The organism is Catellatospora aurea (genome assembly GCF_042663325.1).
GTDB lineage: Bacteria > Actinomycetota > Actinomycetes > Mycobacteriales > Micromonosporaceae > Catellatospora > Catellatospora aurea.
The window spans coordinates 19,319-39,817 of the sequence record NZ_JBHTAC010000012.1 but is presented as its reverse complement, the minus strand read 5'-3'; the positions used below and the strand labels follow the sequence as shown (position 1 = coordinate 39,817).

The window sequence follows — 20,499 nt, the reverse complement described above, 5'->3', positions numbered from 1 at the left end:
GGCCGACAGCACCGCTGTCGCGGTCGCCTTCCGTCCGTTAGGCTCCCGGGCGGACGTCTGGGAGGGACGACACATGGCATGGAGGCGGAGGATCGCCGCCAGTGCGGCCGTCTGCGCACTGGCGGCGCTGGCGGGCTGCTCCTCGCCGGTGCCCGGTGTGGACGGCAAGCTCGCCGACGACTGGGCGAGCCTGCCCGCGGCGCAGGTGTTCACGCCCAGCGCCGAGGTGTGCCATGAGAAGGCGTACGAGCAGACCGGCCGGGCCACCGCGTACCGGCCGGTCGACTGCGCCACGGAGCATTACGGCGAGACGGTCTACGTCGGCACGCTGACCGGTGCCGCCGCCGAGCTGGCCACCGCGCCGGAGGCGGACGACGCGGTGCTCGCGGGCGCGTTCGCCGAGTGCGACGAGCGGTCCACCGCGTTCGTCGGCCGGCAGTGGCGCGACGGCCGGCTCACCCTCGACCTGACGCTGCCCTCGGCCGCGGCCTGGCAGGGCGGCGCCCGGTGGTATCGCTGCGAGCTCAACGAGCTGACCACGGTCACCGACAAGGCCGACTGGGTCCGCCGCACCGGCAGCCTGCGCGGCTCGCTGCCGACGCCGCTGCTGCTCACCTGCTTCGCCGAGAGCGGCAAGAACGGCTCGGTGGACACCATGCCGGAGACCGACTGCGCCAAGTCGCACAACGCGGAGTACGTCGGCACGTTCACCGCCGCGGCCAACCGCAAGTACCCGGCGAGCGAGACGGACTGGGACTACTTCCACGACAACTGCCGCAAGGCGATGGCCACGTTCATCGGCGTCAGCGTGAGCGCCACCAGCAAGTACGGCGTGATCTCGTGGCCGTACAGCAAGGCGACCTGGGCCGGCGGCGACCGCGGTGTGCGCTGCTATCTGTGGCTGGAGACGAAGAAGATGACGGGCTCGGCCAAGGGCACCGCGGGCAAGGGCATCCCGAGCTGACCGGTCGACCGGATACGCGTCGAACCCGGTGGCGGGTATGAAATATGCTCCCCATTCATGTTCGGCATGGCTTGGGGAGGGCACTGATGCGTGAGGTGATCGGCCGTAGGGTCGCAGGGGTCGTGCTGGTCGCGGCTGCCCTGCTGGCCACATCGGCCTGCGGGGGGCAGCTGCCGGCGGGAGCCGACGGCGACCTCACCAACCAGTGGCCGGCGATGCCCGCGGCCCAGAGCTGGCGGCCCGAAGAGGCCAAGTGCGACGACGGCTTCCGCGACGTCAGCTACCGCTCGTCCTACAAGCCGGTCGAGTGTGACCAGAGCCACACCTACGAGACGGTGGCCGTCGCGGACTTCACCGGCGAGGCGGCCTCGCGCACCACGGTGCCGTCGGAGGGCTCGCCGGACATGCGCGCGGCCTGGGCCGACTGCGACAAGCGCATCACCGACTTCCTCGGCGGCGACTGGCGCTCCGGCGCCCTGTGGTTCGGCGTCTCGGTGCCGTCGGCGGCCGGCTGGGACGGCGGCGCGCGCTGGTACCGCTGCGAGCTGACCGCGCTGGACGGCCAGTACGGCGACCCGGTGGCCCGTACCGCCTCGCTCAAGGGCGAGTTCACCAAGGCGTCCACGCTGAAGTTCGGCTGCTACCAGTACGGCACCCGGCTGGTCTCCACCGCCTGCAACAAGGCCCACAACGCCGAGTTCGTCGGCGTGTGGAACGCGGGCGGCGCCGCCTACAGCAGCCTGGCCGGCATGAAGACGCGCATCGCCAAGGAGTGCCGCACGCTGGTCGCCAAGTTCGTGAAGGTGCCCAACGACTCGAACATCAGCTACCGCACCGGTGTGGTGTGGAACTGGCCGTCGAAGTCCGACTGGGAGGCCGGCGACCACGGCGTGCGCTGCCACCTCTGGCTGGACAAGAAGAAGCTCACGAAGTCGCTGCGCAACGGCGGCACGAAGGTTCTGCCCACCAACTGAGCCCGATACCCGCACCCGTCCCCGGCCCTGTGCCGGGGGCGGGTGAGGGGTGTCACGTGGGGTCGGGGGTGAACGGCGGGCTGCGGCGCGGTTGACTGTGCTGGTGCGCAAGGCGTTGACAGTCCCGGTTGATCTTCCGGTGTTGCCTCGGGCGTTGCCCGCGCGGCCCGCGAGCTGGTTCGAACCCACCGACGTGGTGGTGATCGGGTCCGGCATCGCCGGCCTGACCGCGGCGCTGCACCTGCGTGAGGCAGGCCTGCACGTCACCGTGGTGACCAAGGTCAACATCGATGACGGCTCCACCCGCTGGGCCCAGGGCGGCATCGCGGCCGTGCTGGACCCGCTGGACACCCCGGCCGCCCACGCCCAGGACACCCTGGTCGCCGGCGTCGGCCTGTGCGACCCCGCGGCGGTCGACGTGCTGGTCACCGAGGGCCCGGCCCGGGTACGCGAACTGATCAAGATGGGTGCCGAGTTCGACCGCCACCCGGACGGCTCGCTGATGCTGACCCGTGAGGGCGGGCACCACGCCAACCGCATCGTGCACGCGGGCGGCGACGCGACCGGCGCCGAGGTGCAGCGGGCGCTGCACGCCGCGGTGCGCCGCGACCCGTGGATCCGCCTCGTCGAGCACGCGCTGGTGCTCGACCTGCTGCGCGACGCCGCCGGCCGGGCCTGCGGGGTGACCCTGCACGTGCTCGGCGAGGGCACCGAGGACGGCGTCGGAGCCGTGCTCGCCCGCGCCGTCGTGCTGGCCACCGGCGGGCTGGGCCAGATCTTCGCGGCGACCACCAACCCGATCGTGTCCACCGGCGACGGCGTCGCGCTGGCGCTGCGCGCCGGGGCGGACGTCACCGACCTGGAGTTCGTGCAGTTCCACCCGACGTCGCTCTACCTGCCGAACAACCGGACCGCGCAGCAGCCGCTGGTCAGCGAGGCGCTGCGGGGCGAGGGGGCATACCTGGTCGACGGGGACGGCAAGCGGTTCATGGTCGGGCAGCACGAGCTGGCCGAGCTCGCGCCCCGCGACGTGGTCGCCAAGGGCATCCACCGGCAGATGCTGGCCTCGGGCACCGATCACGTTTACCTGGACGCCCGGCACGTGCCCGACCTGGCCCACCGGTTCCCGACGATCACGGCGTACTGCCTGGCCGCCGGAGTCGACCCCACGGTGGACCTGATCCCGGTGGCCCCGGCCGCGCACTACGCCTCCGGCGGAGTCCGCACCGATCTGGACGGCCGCACCAGCATCCCCGGCCTGTACGCCTGCGGCGAGGTCGCCTGCACCGGCGTGCACGGCGCGAACCGCCTGGCCTCGAACTCGCTGCTGGAGGGCCTGGTCTTCGCCCGCCGCATCGCCGCCGACATCACCCGCGACCTGCCCGCACAGACCGACCCGGTGCTCGCCCCGGCCGGGCCGGACCTGCCCGCGGGGGGTCTGGCGTGGACGCCGGAGGGTTTGGTTCCGGCGAGCGAGCCGCCGGTGGACCTGGCCGCGCGGCGGCGGGAGCTGCAGCGGGCGATGACCCGGGGGGCGGGCGTGCTGCGCAGCGCGCAGACGCTGGCCGAGACCACGCGGGTGCTGCGCGAGGTGGGCACGCCGCCGTTGCCGGGGCGCACCGCGGGCTGGGAGTTCGCGAACCTGCTGACGGTCGCGAGCGCTCTGGTCGCGTCGGCGTCCCTGCGCGCCGAGACGCGCGGGTGCCACTGGCGCGAGGATCATGCAGAGGCGGACGAGGGCTGGCGGGGGCACCTGTTTCCCGGGTTCGCCGAGGACGGCACGACGACGGATACGTGGGAGGCGATGGCGTGAGGGACACGACGCAGGCGCAGCTGCTCAAGGCGGGGCTCGACCCGGACGAGGTGCAGCGCATCGTGGCGAACGCGCTGCGCGAGGACCTGGGGCCGGACCGGCTCGACGTGACCAGTGTCGCGACCATCCCGGAGCACCAGGTCGACACCGCGGATCTGATCGCCCGGGAGGCCGGTGTGCTCGCCGGGCTGGCCGTGGCGGAGCTGGTGTTCGAGCTGGCGGGTCCGGGGGCGGAGGTCACCGTGCACGCGGCCGACGGCGACACGGTGGCGCGCGGCGACGTGCTGGCCACGATCACGGGGCCGACCCGCACGCTGCTGTCGGCCGAGCGCACCGCGCTCAACCTGCTCTGCCGCATGTCCGGGGTGGCCACGCACACCCGCCGCTGGGTGGAGCAGCTCGCCGGCACCAAGGCGCTGGTGCTGGACACCCGCAAGACCACCCCCGGCCTGCGGCCGCTGGAGAAGTACGCGGTCCGCGCGGCGGGCGGCACCAACAAGCGCATGGGCCTGTACGACGTGGCCATGATCAAGGACAACCACAAGCTGGCGGCGGGCTCCGTGACCGCGGCGTACGACCTGGTCCGGGCGAACTTCCCGGACGTGCCGGTGCAGGTCGAGGTGACCACCCTGGCCGAGGCGCAGGAGGCGGTGGCCGCCGGGGCGACCTTCCTGCTCTGCGACAACATGTCCCCGCAACTGCTGCGCGAGGTCGTCGCGGCGGTCGGCGACCGGGCCGAGTTGGAGGCCACCGGCGGCCTGACGTTGCAGGTCGCCGCCGAGTACGCGGCCACCGGCGTCGACTACCTGTCGGTGGGGGCGCTCACCCACTCGTCGCCTATCGTGGACATCGCCTTGGACCTCCGAGCGCGGAAGTAGACGTCGGGTGCTGCTCTGTATCGACATCGGTAACACCAACACGGTGCTCGCCACCTTCGAGGGCGACAAGATCGTGCACTCGTGGCGGGTGAAGACCGACGCCCGCAACACCGCCGACGAGCTCGGCCTGATGTTCCGGGGCCTGCTGGCCGGGGACAACGTCGAGATCACCGGGGTGGCGGCCTGCTCGACCGTGCCCGCCGCGCTGCGCTCGCTGCGCACCATGCTCGGCCGCTACTACGCCGGGCTGCCCGCGGTGGTCGTGGAGCCGGGGGTGAAGACGGGCGTGCAGCTGGCCATCGACAACCCGAAGGAGGTGGGCGCCGACCGCGTGGTGAACACGCTGGCGGCGCACACCCTCTACGGCGGGCCGGCCATCGTCGTCGACTTCGGCACCACCACCAACTTCGACGTGATCAGCGCCCGGGGCGAGTTCCTCGGCGGCGCGTTCGCCCCGGGCATCGAGATCTCCTTTGACGCCCTGGCGGCCCGCGCCGCCCAGCTGCGCAAGGTCGAGCCCGCCCAGCCCCGTTCGGTGATCGGCAAGAACACGGTCGAGTGCCTGCAGGCCGGCATGTACTTCGGCTTCGCCGGCCAGGTGGACCGTATCGTCGAGCGGATGATCGAGGAGCTGGGCGGGGTGACCGCGGTGATCGCCACGGGCGGGCTCGCGCCGGTGGTGATGGGCGAGTGCCGCACCATCACCCATCACGAGCCGATGATCACCCTGATCGGCTTGCGCATGGTGTACGAGCGCAACGTCAACGCCTGACCGTCCGGCACACCGTCGTGACGTAGGGCAGCTCGAAGGTGTCCCGTCCAGCCAGGTCGGGGTGCGTCGCGCACAGCTCGGTGACCTGGTCGCGCAGCCGCTGCCGCAGGTCCTCGGCGGCGACGAGATACCAGGACCGGGTGGCGATGAGTTCCAGCAGGCCCTGGGGGGTCTGCGTGACGGCGTGCCGGAACGTCGCCCACTCGGCCGGCGCGAACAGCGGGCCGAAGTCGACCTCGTCGGGCCGGTGGAAGCGGGCCGCCTGGACGATCGCGTCCAGCTGCCGGACCCAGTCGACGCTCAGGTCGCGGTCGTTGCGCATGGGCGCGAAGACGCCGCCAGCACGCAGCACCCGGGCGATCTCCGGGTGCGCCCGCTCCTTGTCGAACCAGTGGTACGCGGTGCCCACGACGACGGCGTCGGCATACCCGTCGGGCAGCGGGATGGACTCCGCCGAGCCCTCCCGTGCGACGGTGCCGGGGGTGGCCGCGTCGAGTGCCGCCCGCATGGCGGGGTCGGGTTCCACCGGCACGACGGCGAAGCCGGCCGCCAGCGCCACCCGGGTGAGCTGGCCGGTGCCGGCGCCCAGGTCGACCACGCGGCCGGGGGCGGTGCCGATCGCCCAGGCCAGGGCTTCGGCCGGATAGGTCGGGCGGGTTTGCTGATATGCCTGTGCCACGGCGCCGAAAGAGAGCCGGTGCTCGTCGATGGGGTCCATGTGCGCCTCCCGTGTGTGTCGCCATAACGCCCGGCCCACCCTAGTGCCGCCCGTCCGGGAGGTATTCGTCCCGTCCGGGTGGATCGATCGACAGGCTCATCCCGGGCCGCTCGGATACGCCCGCGGCGGCGTTTCCCGAATCGGGCCCACAGGGCGGGACGATCCCGCCCCCGGCGCTGCCGACCGGCCGCGCATTGGGCGGCCGGATAGGCCGGGCGGCGCACAGGGTCATCGGTCCGTCGCTGAGCGCGAATTGTTCGCCCGCTCCACGGCTGGTGCCCGGACGACTGCGCAGTGCGAGCAAACCGCTGCGGCGGTATGCCGTGCGTCCGGCGCGCAGGAACCGGTATCCACGGCTTCTCGGCAATGGCACGGCGAATCCGTTTTCCCTTGTCAGAGGATAATCGACCGAGCAGCTGTCCGACTTCGCGCCGCGCCCGGCGTTGGTATGCCGAATAATGGGTCACGCCGGAATTGATCCGCTGTCAATGAGTGGCTATCCTGGCGAGCGCTTGCACTATGAATTCATGGCGCCCTCGACTGGCGGGGAGGATCCGGGGCGGCGAAGAAAGGAAGACCGTATGGCCAGGCGCGAGATTGTGGTGCTGGCGGACGACCTCGATGGTTCCGAGGGCGATGTCCGCAGTGTGAGATTTGGATTCGAAGGCGCCAATTACGAGATCGATCTCGGCCCGGCGAACCACGACAAGCTGGCCCTCGCGCTGGCGCCGTTCGTGGCCGCCGCGCGCAAGGAGAGCGGTCGTCGTGGACCCGCCGCGGCCCCCAAGGCGAAGGCGCCGACTGCGGCCGAGCAGCGTGCTTTCAACCAGCGGGTGCGGGATTGGGCCAAGGGGCAGGGTGAAGCGGTCAACGACCGGGGCCGGGTGCCGGCGAAGGTGATCGAGGCGTACTACGCCGCCGGTCTGCGGTAACCCTTTGTAGGTTTTGCGGCGTTTGCCGGATTGGCGGTACGGCGCGAAGGTTACGTGCTTCCTTCGCGTCGTACCGTTTTTCGCGTCCGAGGGTCCGCGCCGGGCGGGTCGGCCAGGATGTGGACACAGATATTTCGCTGTGCGCGTAGCGGTCCTGGATGCGGAACAGCCGCGAGCGAGGCAAGGTTGGCTCTGATGCCAGCCACGTCGGCGGTTTGCAGGGCAAGATGCCCCGTTTCCTCCGCTTTCTAGTCGACGGTAAGCGACCCGATGGTTACCCAACGGTGACCGGACGAGCGTTTCCGGCGGGCCGACATGGTCGGGGTCTGGCGTTAGAGTGAGTGAAACAGCTTCGCCGCCGCGGATCTCCGGCAGGGGTTCGAGGAACTGAGGCGTAGGTGAGGAGCGGGAATGTTCGAGCGGTTCACCGACCGGGCGCGTCGGGTGGTCGTCCTGGCCCAAGAAGAAGCCAGGATGCTCAACCACAACTACATCGGCACGGAGCACATCCTGCTCGGCCTCATCCACGAGGGTGAGGGCGTCGCGGCGAAGGCGCTGGAAAGTCTCGGCATCTCGCTGGAGGGCGTGCGCCAGCAGGTAGAGGAGATCATCGGCCAGGGCCAGCAGGCGCCGAGCGGGCACATCCCGTTCACGCCGCGGGCCAAGAAGGTGCTTGAGCTGTCCCTGCGCGAGGCGCTGCAGCTCGGCCACAACTACATCGGCACCGAGCACATCCTGCTCGGTCTGATCCGCGAGGGCGAAGGCGTCGCGGCCCAGGTGCTGGTGAAGCTCGGCGCCGACCTCAACCGGGTGCGCCAGCAGGTCATCCAGCTCCTCTCCGGCTACCAGGGCGGCAAGGAGCCGGCCGCGGCCGGCACCGCCACCGGCGAGGCCGCTCCGTCCACCAGCCTCGTGCTGGACCAGTTCGGTCGCAACCTGACCCAGTCGGCGCGGGAGGGCAAGCTCGACCCCGTGATCGGCCGCGAGAAGGAGATCGAGCGGGTCATGCAGGTGCTGTCCCGCCGCACCAAGAACAACCCGGTGCTGATCGGTGAGCCCGGCGTCGGCAAGACCACCGTGGTCGAGGGCCTGGCCCAGAAGATCGTCAAGGGCGAGGTGCCCGAGACGCTGAAGGACAAGCAGCTCTACACGCTGGACCTCGGCGCTCTGGTGGCCGGTTCGCGCTACCGCGGTGACTTCGAGGAGCGCCTGAAGAAGGTGCTCAAGGAGATCCGCACGCGCGGCGACATCATCCTGTTCATCGACGAGATCCACACCCTGGTCGGCGCGGGCGCCGCCGAGGGCGCGATCGACGCCGCCAGCATCCTCAAGCCCATGCTGGCCCGCGGCGAGCTGCAGACCATCGGCGCGACCACGCTGGACGAGTACCGCAAGCACCTGGAGAAGGACGCCGCGCTGGAGCGCCGCTTCCAGCCGATCCAGGTCGGCGAGCCCTCGGTGGCGCACACCATCGAGATGCTCAAGGGCCTGCGGGACCGCTACGAGGCGCACCACCGGGTCACCATCACCGACGCGGCCCTGGTCGCGGCGGCGAACCTGGCCGACCGGTACATCTCCGACCGCTTCCTGCCGGACAAGGCGATCGACCTGATCGACGAGGCCGGCGCCCGGATGCGCATCCGCCGGATGACCGCGCCGCCGGACCTGCGCGACTTCGACGAGAAGATCGCCCAGGTGCGCCGCGACAAGGAGTCGGCGATCGATGCGCAGGACTTCGAGCGGGCCGCGCAGCTGCGCGACAAGGAGAAGCAGCTCCTGGGCCAGAAGGGCGAGCGGGAGAAGCAGTGGAAGGCCGGTGACCTGGACGTCGTCAGCGAGGTCGACGACGAGCAGATCGCCGAGGTCCTGGCCAACTGGACCGGCATCCCGGTGTACAAGCTGACCGAGGAGGAGACCTCCCGCCTGCTGCGCATGGAGGACGAGCTGCACAAGCGGGTCGTCGGCCAGATCGACGCGGTCAAGGCGGTCTCCAAGGCGATCCGGCGCACCCGGGCCGGCCTCAAGGACCCGAAGCGCCCGTCCGGCTCGTTCATCTTCGCCGGCCCGTCCGGCATCGGTAAGACCGAGCTGTCCAAGGCACTCGCGGAGTTCCTGTTCGGCAGCGAGGACGCGCTGATCCAGCTGGACATGTCCGAGTTCCACGACCGCTACACGGTGTCCCGCCTGGTCGGCGCCCCGCCCGGATACGTCGGCTACGACGAGGGCGGCCAGCTGACCGAGAAGGTGCGCCGCCGGCCGTTCTCGGTGGTCCTGTTCGACGAGATCGAGAAGGCCCACCCGGACGTCTTCAACACGCTGCTGCAGATCCTGGAGGACGGTCGCCTGACCGACGGCCAGGGCCGCATCGTGGACTTCAAGAACACGGTGATCATCCTGACCACCAACCTGGGCACCCGGGACGTGGCCAAGGCGGTCTCGCTGGGCTTCCAGAAGTCCGAGGACGCCGAGTCGAACTACGAGCGGATGAAGGTCAAGGTCAACGACGAGCTGAAGACCCACTTCCGCCCGGAGTTCCTGAACCGTATCGACGACACCATCGTCTTCCACCAGCTCACCGAGGTGGAGATCCTCTCGATCGTGGACATCATGATCAAGCGGATCGAGAACCAGCTGCGCAACAAGGACATGGGCCTGGAGCTCACCGACAACGCCAAGAAGTACCTGGCGAAGAAGGGCTTCGACCCGGTTCTGGGCGCCCGGCCGCTGCGCCGGACGATCCAGCGCGAGCTGGAGGACACGCTCAGCGAGCGGATCCTGTTCCAGGAGCTCAAGCCCGGCCAGCACGTGCTGGTCGACTGCGAGGGCGACCCGGAGCAGATCGAGACGTCGAAGCTGACCTTCACGGCATCGCAGAAGGCGGCCGCTCCCGAGGTCCCCGAGGCCCCGGCCGAGCCGGTCGGCAGCGACGCCGCCGCGTAACAAGCACGTTTACGAAAGAGGGGCACCGCGCGAGCGGTGCCCCTCTTTCTACGCGCTCAGCCGATGTAGTCCTCCAGCAGGGCGGGCGTCAGGCCCGACTTGTAGATCGCGTTCAGGGCGCCCAGCAGGTCGTCCATCAGGGCCGGGCGGAAGTGCATCAGCAGCACGTCGCCGGGCTGCACGACCTTCTTTGCGGTCTGGTACCGCACGATGCCCTTGTCGACCGTCTGCGTCCAGAAGAACGCCGCCTGCGCCCCGCAGTCGTGCGCGGCCTTCAGCGTCGTGGCGTCCTTGTTGCCGAACGGGGGCCGGAACAGCGTCGGGCGGCGGCCGAACAGCTGCTCCAGCTTGTCCGCCGACCCGCAGATCTCCTTCTTCTGGAAGTCGTACGACTTGCCCTTCAGCGACGTGTGCGTGATCGTGTGGTTCTCGACCATGCCGCCGGCCTCCTGGATCGCCTTGAAGTACGCCGTGTACTTCGTGGCGGCGGGGGAGTTGAGGAACATCGTCACCGGGATCTTGGCCTGCCGGATGAACTCGATGACCTCCGGCTTACGCGACAGCGCACCGTCGTCGATGGTGATGAAGGCGACCTTGTTCGTGGTCGGCACCTTGAACAGCCACATGGCCGACGCGCTCTCCGGCACCTTGACCCGGTGCGGGGCCGGTGCGGGCCCGAACTTGGGGGCCTTGTCCAGATACCACTGCAGGGACTTGACCGCCGGGGGCGACGGCGACGCCGACGGGCTGGGCGAAGCGCTGGGACTCGGCGAGGCCGACGGCGTCGGGCTGACGTCAGGGCCGGCGAAAATCGGGTCCGGGCCGGCGCTCTTGCACGCGGCAGGCGCGAGCAGGGCGGTCAACAGGAACACGGCAATGGCGCGGCGTACGGGGGTGGGGGCCACGCCCGGACTCTATCCAGGCTGAGTGAATCCGCAATACCACGGAAAGCTCGAGGCCGAGTCAGAAATCGGCGGGAACACGCCCGGGCAGGCCGAAACGCTCCCCCCGGGGCACCACGAGACCGTCGGCCAGCAGGCTGTCCAGGGCCCGCTCCCGCTGCACCTGATCCGGCCACACCACGTCCAGGGCCGGCTTCGGCACGGGCCCCGTCGCCTGCCGCAGCACGGCCAGCAGCAGCCCGCGCACCTGGCGGTCGGTGCCCGCGTAGCGCTGCGGCTTGCGGGACGGGCCCGCCGGCAGCGCCGCGCCGGAACGCCGCCACGCGCACCGCTCCCGCAGGGGGCAGGCCTCGCACCGGGGCGTACGCGCCGTGCACAGCACCGCGCCCAGCTCCATGAACGCCGCGCTGGCCCGCGCCGCCGCCGCGTCGGCCCGCGGCAGCAGCGACTCCACCAGCGTCAGGTCCGCCGGGGTGGTGGCGGCACCGGCGTCGGCCAGCCCGCTCACCGCCCGCGCCGCGACTCGGCGCACGTTCGTGTCCACCACCGGATGGCGCTGCCCGTACGCGAACGCCAGCACCGCCCGCGCCGTGTAGTCCCCGACGCCGGGCAGCGCCAGCATCTGGTCCAGCCGCCGCGGCACCTCGCCGCCGTGCCGCTCCACCAGCGCCGTCGCGCACGCGTGCAGCCGCATCGCCCGCCGGGGATAGCCCAGCCGCCCCCAGGCCCGGATCGCCTCGCCGGAGTCCTCCACGGCCAGGTCCGCCGGGGCGGGCCAGCGGGCCACCCACTCCCGCCACACCGGCAGCACCCGCACGACGGGCGTCTGCTGGAGCATGAACTCGCTGATCAGCACCGGCCAGGCGCCGATCTCCGGAGCCCGCCAGGGCAGATCACGCGCGTTGACGTCGTACCACGCAGTGGTCAGCGAGGCGAGTTCGGACATGCGCTCCACCCTACTGGTGCACAATGCCCGCAGGAGCGAGCGTCGAGGAGCAGGCATGACTGACGTGCACGGAGCCGAACTGGCCGTCACCGTGATCGGACCGGACCGCACCGGGATCGTCGCCGACGTCGCCGAGGCGCTGGCCAGGCTCGGCGCGAACCTCACCGACTCCACCATGACCCGGCTGCGCGGCCACTTCGCGATGACGCTGATCTGCACCGCGCCGGCCAGCGCCACCGAGGTCGAGGCCGCGCTGCTGCCGCTGTCCGCGGACGGCCAGCTGCTGGTGACGGTCCGCGACGTCGGACCCGACGAGCCGCCGCACAACGGCGGCCTGCCGTACCTGCTCAGCGTGCACGGCGCGGACCGGCTCGGCATCGTCGCGGCGGTGACCCGGGTCGTCGCCGACGCCGGCGGCAACGTCACCGACCTGTCCACCCGCCTGGTCGGCCCGCTGTACCTGCTCGTCGCCGAGGTCGACCTGCCCGAAGGCGTGCCCGGCGAGCTGACCAAGCGGCTCGCGCACGTCGCCGACGAACTCGGCGTCGAGGTCAACCTGCGCCCCGCCGGGGCGGACGTCTTATGAGCGGCCCGCACACCGACGGCGACCGGCACGGCGAGGAGGCGGCGTGAGCATCGAAGGCTGGGACATCACCACGCTGGGCACGGGCCGGGCGCTGCCCGTCGTCACCGCGCCGGAATCGGTGCTGAGCCGCGTCGGCGAGCCCGTCGATCCGACCGACCCGCAGATCGTGGCGCTCGCCGCGGACCTGGTCGCGACCATGGCCGTGTCGCCCGGCTGCGTCGGCCTGGCCGCGCCGCAGGTCGGCGTCAGCGTGCAGCTGTTCGCCGTGGACGTCACCGGCCACCCCAAGGCGGCCACCCTGCACGGCGCGTTCGTGCTGGCGAACGCGGTGATCGTGGAGGCCAGCCGGTGGCGGCCGGGCCGCGAGGGCTGCATGTCCGTGCCCGACCTCACCGGCGACGTCAAACGCGCCGGGCGCATCGTGGTCACCGGCGAACTGCCTGGCAGCGGCCGCAAGGTGACGATCACCACCGATGCGTTCGAGGCCCGCGCGCTCCAGCACGAGATCGACCACTGTAACGGACTGCTCTTTTTGGACAAGGTGAGCGGAGCGCACGCGATCTATCAGCGCAAAGTCTATCTGTGACACGGACTTCGCCTACTGAGCGTGTCGCGTAGTGCGTGTCGTGATCGAGGGCGCTAGCGTGAGCACATCATGAGACTGATAGTGGGTCCGCTGCCCGCAGCCGTCTACTGGCGACGCCGCGCCATGGTGCTCGGTACGCTGCTGGCTGCCGTACTCATGATCACCCTGGTGGTGCGGGGCACCGGCAGCGGCGGCGCCCAGCAACCCACCGCCAACGGCACGCCGACCAGCGCAGGCGCGTCCCCCGCTTCGGCGGCCGGTGAACCCCTCGCGTCCCCGGCAGCGTCACCGACCGACGGCGTCATCACGCCCGTGTCCGAGCTGACCCCGTCGCCGACCAGCGCGGGTGAGGACGAAGGCGAAGGCGAGGGGGAAGTCGACCCGAACGCCTGCACGGACACCGAGATCAAGGTGACCGCGAAGCCCGCCCAGACCAGCCTCAAGCGCGGCAGCGACCTGCTGATCACGCTGCTGATCAAGAACGTCTCGCAGCGGACCTGTACTCGTGACGTCGGTGCCGATCTGCAGGAGCTGCGGATCCTGAAGAGCACGGAGAAGGTCTGGTCGAGCGACGACTGCGGGGGGCCGCGGGGGCACGAGGTGCGTTCTTTCCCGCCGGCGCATGAGCGGTCGTACACGGTGGTGTGGAACGGGCATTCGAGTTCTGCTTGTGAGAAGTCGATCAAGCGAGTGCCTGATGGGCCGGTGCCTGCTGCTGGGGAGTATCGGCTGTATGCGCGGGTCGGGACGGCGATTTCTGCTTCTGTGACGTTGAAGCTTACGTAGGTGGGGTCGCGGAGCCGGGGGAATGCTCTCGGCGTTGGGGCCGCAAAGAGCGCGGCCTTTTACGCGCCTACGAGCATTCCCCCGGCTCCGCTCCGGCCGTAGGCGCACGCCCGTCGGTGGTCAAGGTAAGTGGGGCAACCCAAGGTGAAAGCGACAGCCTTACCGACCCACATGCCGTCCCCTGAGCAACGCGTAGCCACCACCAGCAACGCCCCGAACTCATGTCAGCGGAGAACACGGATCTCCGCTGTTCGCCGTCCAACGCTTGGTCGGGGCAGATGCCGTCATCTGTTACGCCCTGAACCGGGTTGGTGAAGCGGGGCGGGGAGGCTGTCGCTTTGTGGGAAAAGGGTGCTCTTTTTATCTGGTTACTTTGTGAGGGTGGCGTGGAGCGGGGGTTGGGGGTCGAGGGCGTAAAAGGCCGCGCTCTTTGCGGCCCCAGCCCTCGACCCCCAACCCCCGCGGAACGCCTACGCAGTCACGGTCTAGACGTAACGCTCAAGGATCGACGTCTCAGCGAGACGAGAGAGGCCTTCGCGGACACCCCGCGCGCGGGCATCCCCGACGCCGTCGACGGCCTGGAGGTCTTCGACGGTGGCGCCGAGGAGGCGCTGGAGGCTGCCGAAGTGGTCGACGAGGCGGTCGACTATGGCGCCGGGGAGGCGCGGGACGCGGGCGAGGAGGCGGAAGCCGCGGGGGCTGACGGCGGCGTCGAGGGCCTCGGTGGTGGCGGGGTAGCCCATGGCCTTGGCGACCGAGACCAGGTCGATGAGTTCGCTGGCCGTCAGGAGGTCCAGCTCTACCAGGGCCTCGTCGACGGTTCTGGTCTTGCGGTTCGGGGGGAGGTAGTCGCGGATGACGAGGGTGCGGTCGGCGTCGACGCCGGCCATCATCTCGTCGAGTTGGAGTGAGAGGAGGCGGCCGTCCGTGCCGAGTTCGACGACGTAGCCGGCGATCTCGTCGCTGATGCGGCGGACCATTTCGAGGCGCTGTACGACGGCCAGGGCGTCGCGGACGGTGACCAGGTCCTCGATCTCCAGGGCGGAGAGGGTGCCGCTGACCTCGTCGAGGCGCAGCTTGTAGCGCTCGAGGGTGGCCAGGGCCTGGTTGGCCCGGGAGAGTATCTGCCCGGAGTCGTCCAGGGTGTGCCGCTGGCCGGCCACGTAGACGCCGATGATGTGCATCGACTGGCTGACCGAGATCACCGGGTAGCCGCTCTGCTTGGAGACGCGCTCAGCGGTGCGGTGGCGGGTGCCGGACTCCTCGGTGGGGATGGAGGCGTCGGGCATCAGGTGTACGGCGGCGCGCAGGATGCGGGTGCCGTCGGCGGAGAGCACGACGGCGCCGTCCATCTTGCACAGCTCACGCAGGCGCGTGGCGGAGAACTCGACGTCAAGCGGGAAACCGCCCGTGGCCAGGGTCTCGATGAGTTTGTCGTACCCGAGGACGATGAGGGCGCCGGTCCGGCCGCGCAGGATGCGCTCGAGGCTGTCGCGCAGAGGCGTGCCCGGAGCTACCCGTGCCAGGGTGGCGCGCAACGGATCACCGCCGACTGCGGCGGTGTTCCAGGTGGTGTCGCGATCGATCGGCACGGGCACAGTCTACGGGGGCCGCCGGAGACTGCCCGGCGGCCCGTGGTGGAAGCGTCACTCAGCGGACAACCGTGCAGCCCAGTGCAGTGCCGTACGCAGATCGGACACCTCTTCGACCCGCATGTCCCCGGCCGGGGTGCCCGTCGACGACGGTCCGCAACCAGGCGGTACCAGAGCGTATTTGAACCCGAGCCGGGCCGCCTCGGCGAGCCGTCGGGGGACCGCGCCGACGCGGCGCACCTCACCGGTGAGACCTACCTCACCGATGGCCGCGAGCCGGGGCGACATGGACAGGTTGAGCCCGGCGGAGGCGACGGCGAGCGCGACAGCCAGGTCGGCGGCGGGCTCCACGACCCGGATGCCGCCGACGGTCGCGGCGAACACCTCCTTGTCGTGCAGCGCCATGCGCTCGGTGCGCCGCTGGAGCACGGCCAGCACCATGGCCAGCCGGGCCGAGTCGAGGCCGGAGACGGTGCGCCGCGGCGACCCGGCCACGGTCGCCCCGATCAGCGCCTGCACCTCGGTGACCAGGGCGCGGCGGCCCTCCATGGCGACGGTGACGCAGGTGCCGGGAACCGGTTCGGCATACCGGGTGAGGAACAGTCCGGACGGGTCGGGCAGCGAGGCGATGCCGCTCTCGTGCATCTCGAAGCAGCCGACCTCGTCGGCCGCGCCGAAGCGGTTCTTCAGCCCGCGGACCAGCCGCAGCGAGGAGTGCTTGTCGCCCTCGAAGTGCAGCACCACGTCGACCAGGTGCTCCAGCACGCGGGGACCGGCCACGTTGCCGTCCTTGGTGACGTGGCCGACCAGCACGGCCGCGATGTTGCGCTCCTTGGCCACGGCGATCAGCGCGGCGGTGACCGCACGCACCTGGGTGACACCGCCGGGCACACCGTCGTTGCCCGGGGCGGCGATGGTCTGCACGGAGTCGAGCACGAGCAGGCCCGGCTTGACCGCGTCGAGGTGGCCCAGCACCGCGGCCAGGTCGGTCTCGGCGGCCAGATAGAGCTGCTCGTGCAGGGTGTTCATGCGTTCGGCGCGTAGCCGGATCTGGCTGACGGACTCCTCGCCGCTGACGATGAGGGCGGGGCTGCCGGCCCCGGACGCCCACTGCTGGGCCACATCGAGCAGCAGCGTGGACTTGCCGACGCCGGGCTCGCCGGCCAGCAGCACGACCGAGCCCGGGACGATGCCGCCGCCGAGCACACGGTCTAGTTCGCTGACGCCGGTGGCGACCGCACGGGCGGGAACGGCGGAGATGGTGGCGATGGGCCGGGCGGGCTCGCCGGGGGACCGGGGGGCCACGTTGCGCATCGCGCCGAGGGCCGGGCCGGTCGAGGCTTCGATGACCGAGCCCCACTCGCCGCATTCGGGGCAGCGGCCGAACCACTTGGGAGGCTGATGCCCGCACGCGTCGCAAACGTATCCGGGGCGTGCGGGCTTCGCCGTCTTCGAGGAGGTGCTGCGCACAGTCACGTGCGCAACCTACCCCGTGGGTGTGTCAGTGGCCTTCGCCCTCGGTGCCGGGGCGGGTCGGCGGCGCGCTGGCGGGCAGGCGCGGCTCGGGGCTCAGCGGCGGCGCGAGCGGCACCACGGTGCCCGGCAGGGTCTCGATGACCACGCCGTTGGAGAAGGTCAGCTTCAGGTGCACGCCCTCGCCGTTGGGCACCGGCTTCTTGAGCCCGGTCAGGGCGAGGAGCTGGCCGCTGGCCGGGGTCAGCTCCAGGTAGCCCGCCGGCGGGATGGTGAGCTTCGCCGGGGCTGCGGTGGCGGGGCTCGGGCTGGCCTCGGGTTCCGGGCTGGCCTCCGCGTTCGGGGACGGGCTGCCGGACGCCTTCGGCGACTTGGTCGCCGCCGGGCTCGGGGACTCCGCCGCCGGGCTCGGGCTCGCGCTCGCCTTCAGGTCGGCCGCCGAGACGAGCTTGACGCTCGCCGCGTCGTTCGACTCGAACTTGTCGAGCGTGATGGGCTGCTGGGTGTCGTTGAAGATCCGCACCTGCAGCGGAGCCGTCGCACCCTGCGCGTAGCCCTTCGGGCCCGCGTAGGCGAGCATCGCATCGCGCAGGGCGACGCTGCCGCCGTTCGGACCCGGCACGGTCAGGCTGTAGCCGGGCACGGCCGCGACCTGGTCGGCGGTCTGGGAGTTCATGCCGGCACTGCAGCCGGTCAGGGCCAGGGCTGCGGCGGTGGCACCACCGGCCAGGAGCATGGTGATCGAGCGAGTCACGGGCTCAGCGTAGTGTCCGGCGATCGAGGCCACGCAGCCGACCCGCCGCCGATCACAGCGCCCCGCTGAGCACCAGCAGAGCCAGGTCCACGGCGGCCACCGCGAGCAGTGCGCGGAAGGCGGCGCGCGGTGCCGCGTACCAGCCGATGATGATCAGGACAACGGCCGTGAGCAGCGCGCCCGCCCCGGCCCACAGCGGCGGCCGGGCTCCGGCCAGCAGCGTCAGCGTCGCGGCCAGCAGCAGCCCGGACGCGGTGGCGAGGCTGCGCCGCGCGCCGAGCCGCTGGGGCAGGCCGCGGATTCCGGTGGCCGCGTCGTCGGCCAGGTCGGGCACCGCGTTGAGCAGGTGCGCGGCACCGGCCAGCAGGGCCGCAGCGGCGACCAGCCAGGCGGGCGGGGCCGGTGCGCCCGGCAGCGACGTGCTGACGAAGATCACCAGGGCGGCGAACGACACCAGGTAGGGCACGATCGACCAGGCCGTGGCCTTGAGTGGCCAGTTGTACAGGTGGGCCGACAGGACGGCGAGTGCGAACCAGGCCCCCGCGGGCCAGCCCCACCACAGGCAGGCGGCCAGGGTCGCGACGGCGGCGACCACGGCCGCGACGGCGACGGTACGGCGCCCCGCCGGGTCCCCGGCCAGCGGTTTGTCGATCCGCCCCACGGCCGCGTCGCGGGCGGCGTCGATGGCGTCGTTGGCCCAGCCGACCGACAGTTGGCTGAGCGCCACCGTGCCCATGACCGCCGCGACGCCGCGCGGGGTGTGGCCCATGCCGACCGCCAGCAGGCCGCCGAACACGGTGACCGCGAGCGCGGGCAGGGGATGACAGGCGCGCAGCAGACCCAGCGGTGACATCACAACAGTGTCGCGCCTGACCCGCCCCGTCGGGACCGGCCGCCCCGCCAAGCGGCGGCGGTCGGGGCGCCGGACGGGTCAGGGGCCCGGGAAGTGCTCGCTCGGCGGCAGGGTCGTGCCGGTCGGCGACGTTCTGGGAGGGGAACTCGCGGGAGCGGAGACCGCCGGGCGCACGGGCGGGCCGGGCTGCGGGCTCTCCGGGGTCGACTTGGTCAGGCCGGGCCAGGCGATGAGCAGCAGGCTCAGCAGCGTGATCACCACGGCGACGCCGAGCACGATGAGCGGCAGCACGAGCGAGGGCTGATCGGGGTCGTCGATGTGCTCGGGCAGGTGCAGCCGGCGTCGCCAGCGGGCCCGCCAGGCCGCGCGCCGGGCGGCCCTGGCTTCGGCCCGCAGTTCGTCCCTGACCCGCTCCGCCTCTTCGGCCAGCTCAGCGGGGTCATCGGGAATGACGACCTCACCCCACTCGGGCGGGAGGTCCGGAAGGCCGTTGCCCAGCGTGCCCATCGCCGGCTCCTCGCGCGTTCAGCACCGCGTCTCTCTACTGTCCCGCGTCGTACAGACTCACGCTAGTGGTGCGTCGGAGGAGATTGAGGTCTGTTCGCGATGTGGACATCGACCCCACAGATGCCAATCAGTGCATAAAAGGTTACTCAGCGTAGCGGAAGAAGCGGTCCGGAGCAGTGTCAAGCAGAAGAAATACGGCTCACAACGGGGGTGAGCTGCGCTAACTGTGCAAGACGGGCTGGGACTGCGCGGCACGCCCGTGTTACCCTAGACACAGCGAAAGGGGTTTCGTACCTATGGATTTCAGTGTCGGCGAGACCGTTGTCTACCCCCACCACGGGGCCGCACTCATCGAGGCTATCGAGACCCGCACCATCAAGGGCGAGGAAAAGCTATACCTCGTCCTTCGGGTTGCTCAAGGCGACCTGACGGTGCGGGTGCCCGCCGAGAACGCCGAGATCGTCGGCGTGCGTGAGGTGGTTGGCGAAGAGGGCCTGTCCAAGGTTTTCGACGTCCTCCGCGCCCCGCACACCGAGGAGCCGACCAACTGGTCGCGGCGGTACAAGGCGAATCTCGAGAAGCTCGCCTCGGGTAACCCGCTCAAGGTGGCGGAGGTCGTGCGTGACCTCTGGCGCCGTGAGCGTGAGCGTGGTCTGTCGGCGGGGGAGAAGCGGATGCTCGCCAAGGCTCGGGACATCCTCGTCGGCGAGGTCGCGCTCGCCGAGAAGAGCACCAAGGACGGCGCAGAGGTCCTTCTGGACAAGGTGCTCGCCGAGGCGTGACCCGCACAACGGCAGTGTCATCTGATATCGATAGCCGCGACGTTCCTGCGCCCCACCGGCGCAAGGACGTCGCGGTTCTCGTTCCCGCCGCGGGCATGGGCGTACGCCTCGGCGGCGGAACCCCGAAGGCCCTGCGCGAGCTGGCCGGCGAGCCGCTGCTGGTGCACGCGTGCCGCAGGCTCGCCCTGGCTCCCTCGGTAGCGATGATCGTCATCGCCGCGCCACCCGACGACGTGGACGCGGTCCGCGCGCTGGTGCCCGGCGCCACGGTGGTGCCCGGCGGCGCGACCCGCCAGCAGTCGGTGGCCGCCGCCCTGGCCGTCGTGCCCGAATCCATCGAGGTCGTGCTGGTGCACGACGCCGCCCGCGCGCTGACCCCGCCCGAGCTGGTCGAGGCGGTGGCCGACGCGGTCCGCGCCGGCGCGGCCGCCGTGGTGCCCGCCCTGCCCGTGGTCGACACCATCAAGCGGGTGGACGCCGGCGAGCACGTCCTGGAGACGATCGACCGCACCCCCCTCCGCGTGATCCAGACCCCCCAGGGCTTCCCTCGCCTGACCCTGATCCGCGCCCACGCCGAAGCCGTCGGCGAGCACACCGACGACGCCGGCATGGTCGAGCGCCTCGGCCACAAGGTCCACTGCGTCCCCGGCAGCGACCTGGCCCTCAAAATCACCCGCCCCCTGGACCTCGTCATAGCCGAATCCCTCCTGGCCACCCACCCCCTCTGACTCGTCGATCATG

20 protein-coding genes are annotated in these 20,499 nt (G+C 71.1%); 12 read left to right on the top strand and 8 right to left on the bottom strand.

Annotated elements, in window-relative coordinates; translation table 11 throughout:
• Positions 1 to 73: 73 nt before the first annotated feature.
• The 5 genes from ACFQO7_RS14040 (at position 74) to ACFQO7_RS14020 (ending at position 5,401) form a co-directional block, all read left to right on the top strand.
• Positions 74 to 964: a septum formation family protein gene (locus ACFQO7_RS14040; protein ID WP_376806763.1), complete on the top strand. Its 891-nt coding sequence runs from the start codon at positions 74 to 76 to the stop codon at positions 962 to 964.
• An 86-nt stretch (positions 965 to 1,050) separates the two neighbouring features.
• Positions 1,051 to 1,938, top strand: coding sequence for a septum formation family protein (locus ACFQO7_RS14035; RefSeq protein WP_376806762.1), 888 nt, complete (start codon positions 1,051 to 1,053; stop codon positions 1,936 to 1,938).
• Between the two features lie 115 nt (positions 1,939 to 2,053).
• Positions 2,054 to 3,751, top strand: a complete 1,698-nt coding sequence (locus ACFQO7_RS14030; protein WP_376806855.1) for an L-aspartate oxidase — start codon at positions 2,054 to 2,056, stop codon at positions 3,749 to 3,751.
• On the top strand, positions 3,748 to 4,629 hold the full coding sequence (gene nadC, locus ACFQO7_RS14025; protein WP_360524024.1) for a carboxylating nicotinate-nucleotide diphosphorylase: 882 nt from the start codon (positions 3,748 to 3,750) through the stop codon (positions 4,627 to 4,629). The genes ACFQO7_RS14030 and nadC overlap by 4 nt, the downstream gene beginning before the upstream one ends.
• Positions 4,630 to 4,636: 7 nt before the next feature.
• Positions 4,637 to 5,401: a type III pantothenate kinase gene (locus tag ACFQO7_RS14020; RefSeq protein ID WP_376806761.1), complete on the top strand. Its 765-nt coding sequence runs from the start codon at positions 4,637 to 4,639 to the stop codon at positions 5,399 to 5,401.
• Here the strand turns inward: ACFQO7_RS14020 and ACFQO7_RS14015 are convergent.
• Positions 5,391 to 6,119 (bottom strand): class I SAM-dependent methyltransferase, encoded by a 729-nt coding sequence (locus ACFQO7_RS14015; protein ID WP_376806760.1) that lies wholly within the window; start codon positions 6,117 to 6,119, stop codon positions 5,391 to 5,393. The genes ACFQO7_RS14020 and ACFQO7_RS14015 overlap by 11 nt on opposite strands.
• 581 nt (positions 6,120 to 6,700) lie before the next feature.
• Here ACFQO7_RS14015 and ACFQO7_RS14010 point away from each other — a divergent pair.
• Together ACFQO7_RS14010 and ACFQO7_RS14005 are read left to right on the top strand one after the other, a co-directional pair.
• Positions 6,701 to 7,051 carry a histone-like nucleoid-structuring protein Lsr2 gene (locus ACFQO7_RS14010; RefSeq protein ID WP_203695248.1) on the top strand — a complete coding sequence of 117 codons (351 nt, stop codon included), beginning with the start codon at positions 6,701 to 6,703 and terminating at the stop codon, positions 7,049 to 7,051.
• Between the two features lie 411 nt (positions 7,052 to 7,462).
• Positions 7,463 to 9,991 (top strand): ATP-dependent Clp protease ATP-binding subunit, encoded by a 2,529-nt coding sequence (locus ACFQO7_RS14005; protein WP_376806759.1) that lies wholly within the window; start codon positions 7,463 to 7,465, stop codon positions 9,989 to 9,991.
• Between the two features lie 56 nt (positions 9,992 to 10,047).
• Here ACFQO7_RS14005 and ACFQO7_RS14000 read toward each other — a convergent pair whose 3' ends face one another.
• Together ACFQO7_RS14000 and ACFQO7_RS13995 are read right to left on the bottom strand one after the other, a co-directional pair.
• The gene (locus ACFQO7_RS14000; RefSeq protein WP_376806758.1) at positions 10,048 to 10,896 is read right to left on the bottom strand and encodes a polysaccharide deacetylase family protein; all 849 of its coding nucleotides are present in this window, start codon (positions 10,894 to 10,896) and stop codon (positions 10,048 to 10,050) included.
• A gap of 58 nt (positions 10,897 to 10,954) precedes the next feature.
• Positions 10,955 to 11,839, bottom strand: coding sequence for an HhH-GPD family protein (locus ACFQO7_RS13995; RefSeq protein ID WP_376806757.1), 885 nt, complete (start codon positions 11,837 to 11,839; stop codon positions 10,955 to 10,957).
• A gap of 55 nt (positions 11,840 to 11,894) precedes the next feature.
• Here ACFQO7_RS13995 and ACFQO7_RS13990 point away from each other — a divergent pair, with 55 nt between their 5' ends.
• The 3 genes from ACFQO7_RS13990 (at position 11,895) to ACFQO7_RS13980 (ending at position 13,797) form a co-directional block, all read left to right on the top strand.
• Positions 11,895 to 12,425, top strand: coding sequence for a glycine cleavage system transcriptional repressor (locus ACFQO7_RS13990; RefSeq protein ID WP_360524043.1), 531 nt, complete (start codon positions 11,895 to 11,897; stop codon positions 12,423 to 12,425).
• A gap of 43 nt (positions 12,426 to 12,468) precedes the next feature.
• A complete protein-coding gene (gene def, locus ACFQO7_RS13985) occupies positions 12,469 to 13,011 on the top strand; it encodes a peptide deformylase (protein WP_376806756.1) in 543 nt (180 codons plus the stop codon).
• A 69-nt stretch (positions 13,012 to 13,080) separates the two neighbouring features.
• Positions 13,081 to 13,797: a hypothetical protein gene (locus tag ACFQO7_RS13980; protein WP_376806755.1), complete on the top strand. Its 717-nt coding sequence runs from the start codon at positions 13,081 to 13,083 to the stop codon at positions 13,795 to 13,797.
• A gap of 485 nt (positions 13,798 to 14,282) precedes the next feature.
• Here the strand turns inward: ACFQO7_RS13980 and disA are convergent, their stop codons facing one another.
• The 5 genes from disA to ACFQO7_RS13955 all read right to left on the bottom strand — a co-directional run bounded on the left by disA (position 14,283) and on the right by ACFQO7_RS13955 (position 18,976).
• Positions 14,283 to 15,389, bottom strand: coding sequence for a DNA integrity scanning diadenylate cyclase DisA (disA, locus tag ACFQO7_RS13975; protein WP_373314343.1), 1,107 nt, complete (start codon positions 15,387 to 15,389; stop codon positions 14,283 to 14,285).
• 54 nt (positions 15,390 to 15,443) lie between these two features.
• Entirely contained in the window at positions 15,444 to 16,865 is a 1,422-nt protein-coding gene (radA, locus tag ACFQO7_RS13970; protein WP_376806754.1) for a DNA repair protein RadA, read from the bottom strand.
• Positions 16,866 to 16,890: 25 nt separating this feature from the next.
• Positions 16,891 to 17,616, bottom strand: coding sequence for a hypothetical protein (locus ACFQO7_RS13965; protein ID WP_360524054.1), 726 nt, complete (start codon positions 17,614 to 17,616; stop codon positions 16,891 to 16,893).
• A 52-nt stretch (positions 17,617 to 17,668) separates the two neighbouring features.
• Positions 17,669 to 18,469, bottom strand: a complete 801-nt coding sequence (locus ACFQO7_RS13960) for a UbiA family prenyltransferase (RefSeq protein WP_376806753.1) — start codon at positions 18,467 to 18,469, stop codon at positions 17,669 to 17,671.
• 78 nt (positions 18,470 to 18,547) lie between these two features.
• Positions 18,548 to 18,976 (bottom strand): hypothetical protein, encoded by a 429-nt coding sequence (locus tag ACFQO7_RS13955; protein WP_376806752.1) that lies wholly within the window; start codon positions 18,974 to 18,976, stop codon positions 18,548 to 18,550.
• Between the two features lie 296 nt (positions 18,977 to 19,272).
• Between ACFQO7_RS13955 and ACFQO7_RS13950 the strand changes: the two genes are divergently transcribed.
• Both ACFQO7_RS13950 and ispD read left to right on the top strand, forming a co-directional pair.
• Positions 19,273 to 19,758 carry a CarD family transcriptional regulator gene (locus ACFQO7_RS13950; RefSeq protein ID WP_120317389.1) on the top strand — a complete coding sequence of 162 codons (486 nt, stop codon included), beginning with the start codon at positions 19,273 to 19,275 and terminating at the stop codon, positions 19,756 to 19,758.
• Between the two features lie 26 nt (positions 19,759 to 19,784).
• A complete protein-coding gene (ispD, locus tag ACFQO7_RS13945; RefSeq protein WP_376806854.1) occupies positions 19,785 to 20,486 on the top strand; it encodes a 2-C-methyl-D-erythritol 4-phosphate cytidylyltransferase in 702 nt (233 codons plus the stop codon).
• The last annotated feature ends 13 nt before the right edge of the window (positions 20,487 to 20,499 follow it).